This is a genomic window from Brevundimonas sp. GW821-FHT12E07 (assembly GCF_058807035.1).
Map to the genome: position 1 here is coordinate 621,859 of NZ_JBXAQH010000003.1, position 9,882 is coordinate 631,740.

Sequence of the window (9,882 nt, forward strand, 5' to 3'; positions counted from 1 at the left end):
GAACGGAAGCTGACCGGGGGTCAGGCCGGTTCGGTCGCCGTGGGCAGGCGGTAGTCCTTGAGGCGTTCGCGGATCAGCTTCTTGTCGACCTTGCCGGTCGCGCCCAGCGGGATGTCGTCGACGAAGACGACGTCGTCCGGCATCCACCATTTGGCGATCTTGCCGACCAGGAAGTCGAGGTGCTCCTGCTTGTCCTGGGTCTGGCCGGGCTTGAGCTTGACGATCAGGACCGGGCGTTCGTCCCACTTGGGATGGGCCGCGCCGATGACGGCCGCCAGTTCGACCTTGCGGTGACCGACGGAGATGTTCTCGATGTCGATGGAGGAAATCCACTCACCGCCCGACTTGATCACGTCCTTGGCGCGGTCGGTGATCTGCATGAAGCCCATCTCGTCGATGGTCGAGACGTCGCCCGTGTCGAAGAAGCCCTCGGCGTCGAGGATGCTTTCGTCCGAGCGGAAATAGGCGCCCGCGATGGTCGGGCCCTTGATCATCAGACGGCCGTAGGTGTGCCCGTCGTGGGGCATGTCCTGACCGGCGTAGTTCTTGAGCTTGAGCTCGACGCCCAGGGGCGGGGTGCCCTGCTTGATCCGGTATTTCATCTGCTCGTCGTAGGGCAGGGCCAGGGTCTCGGGCGTCATGTTCGACAGGGTGCCGATCGGCGAGGTCTCGGTCATGCCCCACCCCTGCAGCACCTCGATGCCGAACTCGTCGTGGAAGGCGCGGATCAGGCTTTCGGGCACGGCCGAACCGCCGATCAGGACGCGCTTGACGGTCGGGATCTGCAGCTTGTTCTCGCGCAGGTGAGCCAGCAGCCCCTGCCAGACGGTGGGGACGGCGGCCGAGAAGGTTACGCCCTCGGTCACGATCAGCTCATAGATGGAGGCGCCGTCCATCTTGGCGCCCGGCATGACCAGCTTGGAGCCCGCGGCCGGACCGCCGAAGGCGATGCCCCAGGCGTTGGCGTGGAACATCGGCACGACCGGCAGGATGACCTCGGACGGGGTCGCGCCCAGCACGGTCGCCTGCAGGCCCAGCAGGGTGTGGATGAAGTTGGAGCGGTGCGAATAGAGGACGCCCTTGGGGTTCCCCGTCGTGCCGGAGGTGTAGCAGAGGCCGCAGGCGGTCTGTTCATCGAAGTCGCCCCAGGTCACCGTTTCCGAAGCGTCTGACAGGATGGCTTCGTAGCATTCGGCGCGCGGCAGGGCGGTCGCCGGCATGGTCCATTCGTCGGTCATGACGATGACCCGCTCGACCTTGGGGCAGTGCGGCAGGATGGCCTCGAGCAGCGGCACGAAGGTCAGGTCGACGAAGATCATCCGGTCTTCGGCGTGGTTGATGATGTAGATCAGCTGTTCCGGGAACAGGCGCGGGTTCAGGGTGTGGCAGACGGCGCCGATGCCCATGATGCCGTACCAGGCCTCGATGTGTTTGCCGGTGTTCCAGGCCAGGGTGGCGATGCGGTCGCCGGGCTTGACGCCCCAGCCGAGCAGGGCGTTCGAGACCCGCTTCGCCCGGGCGTGGATTTCAGCGTAGCTGGTGCGGACGATGGGGCCCTCGACCGACCGGGTGACCACCTCGCGATGGCCATGCCAGTTCTTCGCATGGTCCAGAATCTTGTCGACCGTCAGCGGCCAATCCTGCATCAAACCCAGCATCTGCACTTCCTCGAAATGCGCCGGCTGATCGCGGCGCTTGAGTCCACGCTACTCAGGTGAACGCTGATAAGCAAACGTGACGCAACGTCACTCCACGAAGTGGAAACCCTGTTGTGGCTATGACTTGCGCATGGACAGGGCGCCTCCATCCTCTTTCGATCCCGCGGAGCCGGTCAGTTGGCCCTTCCCGTGGTGGGGCCTGTTCGGCGGCGGCGTTTTCATCGCTCTGGCCGTGTCTCCGCTGGGTGTCTGGATCGGCATGATCAGCGTCTGGGCCTGGCTGATCTGTGGCCTTCCCTTCGCGCTGCTCGGCGAACTGGCGGGCGTGGGATCGGAGGCGACCATCGCCGGACCCGCCGGTCTGGTTGTTCTTTCGATCGGCGTATCAATTCATGCGATCACCAAGGCGCGCGAACGAGAGGTCCGGGCGCTGCTCGTGAACAAATTGGCCCTCTTTATCCTGCTGGTCGTCGGGATGACCCTGTCGGTGTTCCGGTTCGGCGACGCCTGGCCCTACTAGCGGGGGCGGGCCCCAGGCCCTAGAAGGCCCGCCCATGACCATTCTCATCGCGATCACCGGCGGCTCGGGCTCTGGCAAGAGCACGCTTGCGGAGACCATCGTCGCGTCCCTGCCCGAGGGCGCGGCGGCCCTGGTGCGCGAGGACTCCTACTACCGCGACGCGGCCAGCCTCCCGGACTTCGACGCCGCGACCTTCGACTTCGACGACGTGGCGGCGCGCGACCACGAGCTGATGGCCGAGGACCTGAGGCGGCTGAAGGCAGGCAAGCCGATCACCGCGCCGGTCTATTCCTTCATCCATCACGGGCGCGAGCCAGACGGGGAGCCGATCCCGGCGGCCGAAATCATCGTGGTCGAGGGCACCCACGTCCTGTGCACGCCCGAGATGACGGCCCTGTTCGACATCCGCGTCTTCGTCGACACTCCGTCGGACATCCGCTTCATCCGCCGGCTGCTGCGCGACCAGGCCGAGCGTGGGCGCACGGCGGAGTCCGTCATCCACCAGTATCTGCTGACCGTCCGGCCCGGTCATGAGCGGTTGACCGAGCCCTCGAAAACCCATGCGGACTTCATTGTCGCCGACGCCACCGCGGCGGTCCGGCTGGAGGATCCGCAGGCCGTGGTGCGGCTGGCGGCGCCGGTTCTGGCCCATCCGCTTCTGGCGCCGCTGGTCGAAAGGGCTGAACGCGCTCGTTAAATTCGCTTGCGAGCGTAGCGGTTTCGCGACAGGCTGCCGATAACAGCAGTTGGTCAGATGCCCCCGGAAAGCCCAACGATACCGCCCGCCTCTCCCGAAGACCCCCGCAAGGCGGCCATTCTCCGCAGTGCGCGCAAGCCCTTCATGAGCGCCGGATACGCCGCCACCCGGGTCGAGCCAATCGCGCGCGAGGCGGGGGTCTCCACCGCAACCCTCTATGCCTATTTCCCCTCCAAGGAGGATCTGTTCGCCGCCGTCATTCTCGACGCCGCAGACGACTTCGAGCGGCAGATGTCCAAGGTCGGGGCCTATGGCGGGCCGGCGCGCGAGCGGCTGACGGCCTTCATGACCGCCTACGCCGGCTTCATGGGCGACCCCTTCGTGCGGTCTGTATTCCGGCTGGTGATGGCCGAGCGGCCGCGCTTCCGCGACACGGCCATGAAGTTCTTCGACCGCGGGCGCAGCGACTTCGGCCGTCCCCTGATGACCGCCCTGATGGAGCTGAAAGCCTCGGGCGAGCTGGTCATCGACAAGCCGTCCTGGGCGGCGGGACAGCTGATGGGGATGATCGAACACCCCATCTTCTTCATGCCCCTGGTCACCGGTGACGAGGTCCAGGCGGTGCGTTCGGTCGAACAGATCGTCTCGGACGCGGTGGAGACCTTCCTGGCGCGCTACGGGGCGAAGGCCGGAAGCTGACCGACGACGGATTGCGTTGCGCCCTCAGCCGTCGATGCGGTCGATCAGGGGGCGAGATCTGAGCGCGTTTATCGCACGGTCTATCGCGTCGAACACAGGGCCCGTTTCCTTTTCCATGTCTGCGTAGGCCCTGTCGAACTGCGGCGCCAGACTGTCCAGAAGGGCCAGTTGCTCGCGCCCGGCCCCGGTGATCTCGATCAGGACGGCGCGCTGGTCGTCGGGGTCGGGCCGGCGGGTCACCAGTCCCAGTGTCACCAATTTGGGCACCTTTTGCTGGATCAGCTGGTGCGAGCGGTTCACGGCGCGCACGAGATCGGACGCCGAAACCGGACCGAGCGTCGCAATGGCCTTCAACAGAAAGGAGGACTTGACCGGGATGATCAGCCCGGCGCGCGCGAAGACCTCGGCCGACTGCTGCTCGATCAGTTCGCTCAACTGCTCGCTCAGGCGGCCCAGAAAGGTGCGGCTCAACTCTGTCACCCCGTGCGCTCCTCAATCCAGACGGCGATAGGTCAGAACGTCGCCGGATTTGAACACTCTCTCCAGAGCGCTAACATGGCCGGCGTCGCGGACCAGACGGAAGCGGTAGTCATCCGTGCCTTCGACGGCAAACAGATCCTTGCCGATCGGCTCCAGCGCCAGAACGAAGCGGTCACGCCAGTGGTAGGAGAGGCCGGTCCGCGTGCGGACCAGCGTCCGCCCCTCATAGGCACCCGCTGCGTCATCCAGATCCGTGTCGCTGACGCTCTCGCCTGAAAGCGCGAATTCGACGGGGACCAAAGCCCATTTCGCGTCGGCATCGCCTGCGTCCGCCCGGCTTTGCAGCAGGAATTTCTGCGCCGTCAGCAGGGCCTCCGACGCCGGAACGGCGATGTCGGGGGCGACCCCGACGCCTTCGAAGTCCTTGCCGTCGACAGGATCGCGGATCTGGCCGAACGGCACCTGAAGCATGAAGTCGTCGTCAATGGGGACGCGGGTGACGGGGTGGGCGCCGCCGGCGGTTCGCTCGCCAATGAGCGTCGCCCGGCCGAGCTTCTGCAGCGAAAACGCCATCCATTCGGCGGCCGAGAACGATGTCGATCCGGTCAGCACCACGACGGGAACAGTCCCCGATCGCACACCGGGCACAGCGGCCAGACTCCACTGGCTGCGCGCCAGGCGAACACCGTGCTCCGTGGTGTTGTAGTCGAAGAATTCCTGTTCCTTACCGGCGGGATAGAGGTAGCTCATCAGGAACTGCGCCATCTCAAGGACGCCGCCATTGTTGTAGCGGAGGTCGATGATCAGCCCCTTGGCGCCCTCGGCGAAGCGCATGGCGCCCGCGGCCGTGTCCTGGCCGTACTGCGGGTCGGCGAAGAAATCGAACCGGATATAGGCAAGGTCGCCGTCCAGGGCTCTGGCGTCACGGAAGCCGAAATTGGCGGCCCGCTCGCTGTCACGCTGTTCCTGAGAGGTCGCTTCGCCACCGGCCTTGGCCCGGCGATCGGCGGCGACCTCTTCAGGATCGAAGGCCACCGAAAAATGCAGGTCGCTGCTCGCCTTGACCAGGCCCTGCGCCAGACTGGCGGCAAAGTCGGCGCCCTCGACCGGATTGGCCTGCACCCGGCGATCCAGTTCGGCGGCTATGGCCGGGAGGCGGTCGGGGAAGACGTAGTTCTCCCGCAGCGCTGTTTCGAGCCGGGAAACGACCGCCTGCTGCGCCTGACGGTCGAGCGTTTGGGCGAGAGCCGGGGCGGGGGTCAGTGCAGTGAAGGCGAGCAACAGCGAAAACGTCCGGGGAAACATCAACGACCTCATCGTACAATATATTGCGCAATATGTTGTACGATTGGTAACAGTCAAGCGCGATCCCTCTGTCTGGCTTTCAGGGGTAGAGCCGCTCCCGCCGCCATTCGCCGTTCGCCAGGTCGAACCTCAGCCGATCATGCAGACGGAACGGGCGATCGCGCCAGAATTCGACGGCGTCGGGGATGACGCGCCAGCCGGTCCAGCGTTCGGGGCGGGGCACATCCTGGCCCTCGAAGCGTTCGGTCTCGCGGGCGACGGCGGCCTCAAGGGTCTCGCGGTCGGGCAGGGGGCGGGACTGGTCCGAGGCCCAGGCGCCGATGCGGCTCTCCCGGGCGCGGGTGGCGAAATAGGCGTCGGCTTCCGCGACGCTCACCGGCTCGACCCGGCCGCGCACACGAACCTGACGCCGCAGGGACTTCCAGTGGAACAGCAGGGCTGCGACGGGGCGGGCGGCCAGCTCGACGCCCTTGTCGCTCTCGGCATTGGAGAAGAAGGTGAAGCCCCGGTCGTCGATGTCCTTGAGCAGGACCATCCGGCTGTCCGGCGCCCCCGAGGCGTCGACCGTCGACAGGGCCATGGCGTTGGGATCGTTGGGCTCGGTCGCCTTCGCATCGGCCAACCATTCCAGAAACAGGCCGATCGGCTCGGCCCGGTCGAAGATCGTCTCGTCCCCGTTGGCGGCGAGGGCGGCGGCATAGTCCCGCGCATAGGTTTCGCGGTCGGGGCTGGCGGGGATGGCGGCGTTGCTCATGGGGCGGGATATAGCGGCTCGCGACGCAAAGCGCATTGTTCTGGATCAAGACCCCCGCCTGCGAACGCGGTTAACCGGCTCTTGACCATGTTGGCGACAAGGCTGTCGGATGCGCGCGCCCAGCCAGACCCTGACCCAGGCCTATGCCATCCTCGGCCTGCACGGCCCGACGGACGGAGACGCCGTGAGGCGGGCGTTCCGGACGGCGGTCAAGGCCGCGCGGCCCGACCTGCCCGGCGGCGACGACGACCGCTTCCGTCGTGTGATCGCCGCCTGGCGGCTGATCCAGGAGGAGGGCGGCGCCCTGACGCCGCTGGAACCCCCGAAAGCCTCGCCCGAGGCTCTGCCGGTGGTCGGGATCACTGCCTTGCAGGCTGTTCAGGGCGGGGTGAGCCGGGTTCGGCTGCACGGCAAATCTCTGAAGATCACCGTCGCGCCCGGGATGCGGACCGGCGACCATCTGCGGCTGCGTGGCGCGGCGGCGGACGGGGCCGACCTCTATCTGCCGATCCTGATCCGGTCAGCCGACGGACTGAGCGTGCTGGGCGACGACCTGCATATGAGCTGGGCCGTGGCGCCGCGTCTGATCGAGGACGGCGGCCGGGTCGAGATCGATACTTACGCCGGGACGCGCGGGGCCTGGGTCACGCCGGGGCTGACGGTTCCGGTGCGTATCCGGCTGCGCGACATGGGCCTGCCGGCGCGGGGAAGCCGGCCCGCCGGCCATCTGTTCGTGACCCTGAACCCGTCCGAAGACGCACCCTCAGCCGCCGAACACCTGCTGGCCCGTTTCACGCGGGTCTGGACGCCGGAGCGTCTGGCGGCTTAAGCGGGGACCATGTCCCACAACACCTTCGGCCATCTGTTTCGCGTGACGACCTGGGGCGAGAGCCATGGGCCGGCGATCGGCTGCGTGGTGGACGGCTGTCCGCCCCTGATCGCCCTGACCGAGGCGGACCTGCAGCCCTGGCTGGACTTGAGGAAGCCCGGCGGCAGCCGCTTCGTGACCCAGAGGAACGAGAGCGACACGGCGCGCATCCTGTCGGGCGTCTTCGACGATGGAAACGGGCCGGTCACGACGGGCACGCCGATCGCCATCGAGATCCAGAACGAGGACCAGCGGTCCAAGGACTATGGCGAGATCGCCCGGGCGTATCGCCCCGGCCATGCCGATGTGACCTATCAGGCCAAATACGGGGTGCGCGACTATCGCGGCGGCGGCCGGTCCTCGGCGCGCGAGACGGCCAGCCGGGTCGCGGCGGGCGGCGTGGCGCGAAAGGTTCTCGGCGAGGGCGTGAAGATCCGCGCCGGCGTCGTCCAGCTGGGGCCGCATCGGATCGCCGACGAGGTGATCGATTTCGACGCCGTCTATCAGAACCCGCTGTTCGCCGCCTCGGCCGCCGTCGTGCCCGAATGGGAGGCCTATCTGGACGGGGTCCGCAAGGCCGGGTCCTCGATCGGGGCCGTGGTGGCGCTGGAGGTCACGGGCGTGCCCGCCGGCTGGGGCGCGCCGCTCTACGCCAAACTCGACGCCGAACTGGCCGCGGCCATGATGTCGATCAATGCGGTCAAGGGCGTCGAGATCGGCGCGGGCTTCGGCGCCGCCGAACTGACCGGCGAAGCCAATGCGGACGAGATGCGGATGGGCGAGGACGGAAACCCCGTCTTCCTGTCCAATCATGCGGGCGGGATTCTGGGCGGCATCTCCACCGGCCAGCCGCTGACCCTGAAGGTGGCGTTCAAGCCGACGTCGTCGATCCTGACCCTGCGCCAGACTGTCAACCGTGACGGCGAGGAGGTCGATCTGAGGACCAAGGGCCGCCACGACCCCTGCGTCGCCCTGCGCGGCGTGCCGGTGGTCGAGGCCATGGCCGCCTGCGTCCTGGCGGATGCGATGCTGAGGCACCGGGCCCAGGTCGGCTGAAGGTCGCTCAACCCCCACGGGTTGGGGGTGGCCGGAAGGGTTGGCCTTGGCTAGGTTGAGATCATGACCGCTTCGCCCCTGCATGATCGTCGCGACAGGATGTTCCGCCGCGCGCGGCTGGGTCTGCTGGTCGCAGTCCTCGCCCCGCTGACGGCCTTCGCCGCCGCGATCGGCTACAAGTTCGGCGTCTGGCCGCTGGATTTCGCGATCGACCTGCTGACGATGAAGGTCGCGCTGGGTCTCGCCGTCCTCGGCGTTTTCGGCGCCCTGGCCGCCGCGACGGCCGGGTTGGCCGAGCGTCGCTACGCCGGCTCGCTGGGACTGGCGGCGGTGGTGATATCGGCGATAACCTTGGCCGGCTTCGGCTGGCATTTCGCGCTGGAGCGGGACGCAAGGGGCGGCGGCGACGTCTCGACCGACGCCTCGGACACGCCCTACTACCCCGAGCGGATCATCGCCTCGCGGGCTCAAATGGGGTCGTCGCCCGTTCCGGCTGACGCCGGGGCCGGGGGCTGCCCGATCGCCGCCCTGCCGACCCAGGTGGCGCCCGGCGTCGCGGCCTACGCCCTGGACAAGGCCGGCTTCGACGTGCCTGCCGCCGGCGTCGGCGGCGGGGCCGGCACCTGGATCAGCTTCTGGTACAACCAGCCCTATGACGCCGTCGTGCGAATCCGGCCCGGACGGACCGATGTGCGGGTGACGGCGCGCAACCCGCGGCGTGACCGGGGGCAGGCCTGTCGTCTGGCGCAGAAGATCGTCGCCGGGATGACCGCCTAGGCTTCCAGCTTCCAGATCGCGTCCAGACCCGGCGCCGGTTCGGCCGTGACCCGGCCGTCGCGCACCAGCTTTCCCAGATGGGCGAGGACCGACAGGCTGGCGGCCGGCCACAGCCGTTTGTCGACGGCGGCGTAGAGGACGGGGATCATCTCGGCGACCGTCCGGTCTCCGGCGGCCAGACGGTCCAGCACCTGATTCTCGCGCGCCTGGCGGTGGGCGCGATAGGCGATGAGGAAGGGCGCGGGATCGGTGACCGGCGCCCCGTGCGTCGGCCACAGCGTGGTGAAGTTTCGGGCGATGACGGCGTCTAGGCTGGCCATATAGTCGGCCATGTCCCCGTCGGGCGGAGCGACGACGGTGGTGGACCAGCCCATGACATGGTCTCCGCTGAACAGGGCGTTCTCTTCCCTCAGGACAAAGGCCATGTGGTTGGAGGCGTGACCCGGGGTGGCCATGGCCTCGATGGTCCAGCCGTCGCCCTGGATTACTTCGCCGCCGGTCAGAATCACATCGGGCGCGAAGTCGTCGTCCTCATCCTCTTCCAGCGGAGCGGAGGCGTGGATGGTGTGGGCGGGGGGGCGCGCGGCCAGGATCGTAGCGCCGGTCGCCTCGGCGAAGGGGCGGGCGAGGGGAGAGTGGTCGCGGTGGGTGTGGGTCACCAGCACATGGGTGACGCGCCGCCCCTCGACCGCCGCGAACAGGGCCTTGAGGTGGGCGTCGTCAGGCGGGCCGGGGTCGATCACCGCGACCTCCGCCCCCGGTTCGGGACGCCCCACGATATAGGTCCCGGTGCCGGTGAAGGTGAACGGGCCGGGATTGTCGGCGATGACCCTCTGTATCCGCGGCGAAACCTGGTCGCAGCGGCCGTAGACGACATCGAGGTCACGGACGAAAGGAATCATCGGGCGACTTTCCATCAGCGCACGGGCGTCAGCGCGCGGGTTTCAGGCGGTTGATTAGACCCGAACCGGTCCATCCGCCTCGCCGAAAATCCGCCCCCGGCCCAGAGGCGGATTTCTCAGTGGCCCCCGGGGCTGGCCTGACCCTTGCCTTAACAAGACGTAAATC

At 67.7% G+C, this 9,882-nt stretch carries 11 protein-coding genes; 6 read left to right on the forward strand and 5 right to left on the reverse strand.

All coding sequences use genetic code 11. From position 1 onward, the window contains the following. Nucleotides 1–20: 20 nt before the first annotated feature. Nucleotides 21–1,658: a long-chain-fatty-acid--CoA ligase gene (locus AC1ROD_RS14845; RefSeq protein WP_492949034.1), complete on the reverse strand. Its 1,638-nt coding sequence runs from the start codon at nt 1,656–1,658 to the stop codon at nt 21–23. Between the two features lie 130 nt (nt 1,659–1,788). Here AC1ROD_RS14845 and AC1ROD_RS14850 point away from each other — a divergent pair, with 130 nt between their 5' ends. From AC1ROD_RS14850 to AC1ROD_RS14860, 3 genes are read left to right on the forward strand one after another with little or no spacing between them, the layout of a single operon-like run. Continuing rightward, nucleotides 1,789–2,178 (forward strand): hypothetical protein, encoded by a 390-nt coding sequence (locus tag AC1ROD_RS14850; RefSeq protein WP_492949035.1) that lies wholly within the window; start codon nt 1,789–1,791, stop codon nt 2,176–2,178. Nucleotides 2,179–2,212: 34 nt separating this feature from the next. Continuing rightward, the gene (gene udk / locus AC1ROD_RS14855; RefSeq protein ID WP_492949036.1) at nt 2,213–2,875 is read left to right on the forward strand and encodes a uridine kinase; all 663 of its coding nucleotides are present in this window, start codon (nt 2,213–2,215) and stop codon (nt 2,873–2,875) included. A 57-nt stretch (nt 2,876–2,932) separates the two neighbouring features. Continuing rightward, the gene (locus tag AC1ROD_RS14860) at nt 2,933–3,574 is read left to right on the forward strand and encodes a TetR/AcrR family transcriptional regulator C-terminal domain-containing protein (RefSeq protein ID WP_492949037.1); all 642 of its coding nucleotides are present in this window, start codon (nt 2,933–2,935) and stop codon (nt 3,572–3,574) included. A 24-nt stretch (nt 3,575–3,598) separates the two neighbouring features. Here AC1ROD_RS14860 and AC1ROD_RS14865 read toward each other — a convergent pair whose 3' ends face one another. The 3 genes from AC1ROD_RS14865 to pdxH are packed head-to-tail and all read right to left on the reverse strand — an operon-like array spanning nt 3,599 to nt 6,113. Next, the gene (locus AC1ROD_RS14865) at nt 3,599–4,009 is read right to left on the reverse strand and encodes a MarR family transcriptional regulator (protein ID WP_492949038.1); all 411 of its coding nucleotides are present in this window, start codon (nt 4,007–4,009) and stop codon (nt 3,599–3,601) included. 57 nt (nt 4,010–4,066) lie between these two features. Then, the gene (locus AC1ROD_RS14870; RefSeq protein ID WP_492949039.1) at nt 4,067–5,416 is read right to left on the reverse strand and encodes a S41 family peptidase; all 1,350 of its coding nucleotides are present in this window, start codon (nt 5,414–5,416) and stop codon (nt 4,067–4,069) included. A gap of 22 nt (nt 5,417–5,438) precedes the next feature. Then, complete coding sequence (gene pdxH, locus AC1ROD_RS14875) at nt 5,439–6,113, reverse strand: pyridoxamine 5'-phosphate oxidase (protein ID WP_492949040.1); 675 nt, start codon at nt 6,111–6,113, stop codon at nt 5,439–5,441. 109 nt (nt 6,114–6,222) lie between these two features. On the opposite strand from pdxH, the gene AC1ROD_RS14880 reads away from it, so the two are divergent. From AC1ROD_RS14880 to AC1ROD_RS14890, 3 genes are all read left to right on the forward strand, one after another. Next, on the forward strand, nt 6,223–6,942 hold the full coding sequence (locus AC1ROD_RS14880) for a DnaJ C-terminal domain-containing protein (protein ID WP_492949041.1): 720 nt from the start codon (nt 6,223–6,225) through the stop codon (nt 6,940–6,942). 9 nt (nt 6,943–6,951) lie between these two features. Then, on the forward strand, nt 6,952–8,037 hold the full coding sequence (gene aroC, locus AC1ROD_RS14885) for a chorismate synthase (RefSeq protein WP_492949042.1): 1,086 nt from the start codon (nt 6,952–6,954) through the stop codon (nt 8,035–8,037). Between the two features lie 63 nt (nt 8,038–8,100). Beyond that, a complete protein-coding gene (locus AC1ROD_RS14890; RefSeq protein ID WP_492949043.1) occupies nt 8,101–8,814 on the forward strand; it encodes a hypothetical protein in 714 nt (237 codons plus the stop codon). On the opposite strand, the gene AC1ROD_RS14895 is transcribed toward AC1ROD_RS14890, so the two are convergent. Then, a complete protein-coding gene (locus AC1ROD_RS14895) occupies nt 8,811–9,716 on the reverse strand; it encodes an MBL fold metallo-hydrolase (RefSeq protein ID WP_492949044.1) in 906 nt (301 codons plus the stop codon). The two genes, AC1ROD_RS14890 and AC1ROD_RS14895, sit on opposite strands and share 4 nt — an antisense overlap. Nucleotides 9,717–9,882 lie beyond the last annotated feature (166 nt).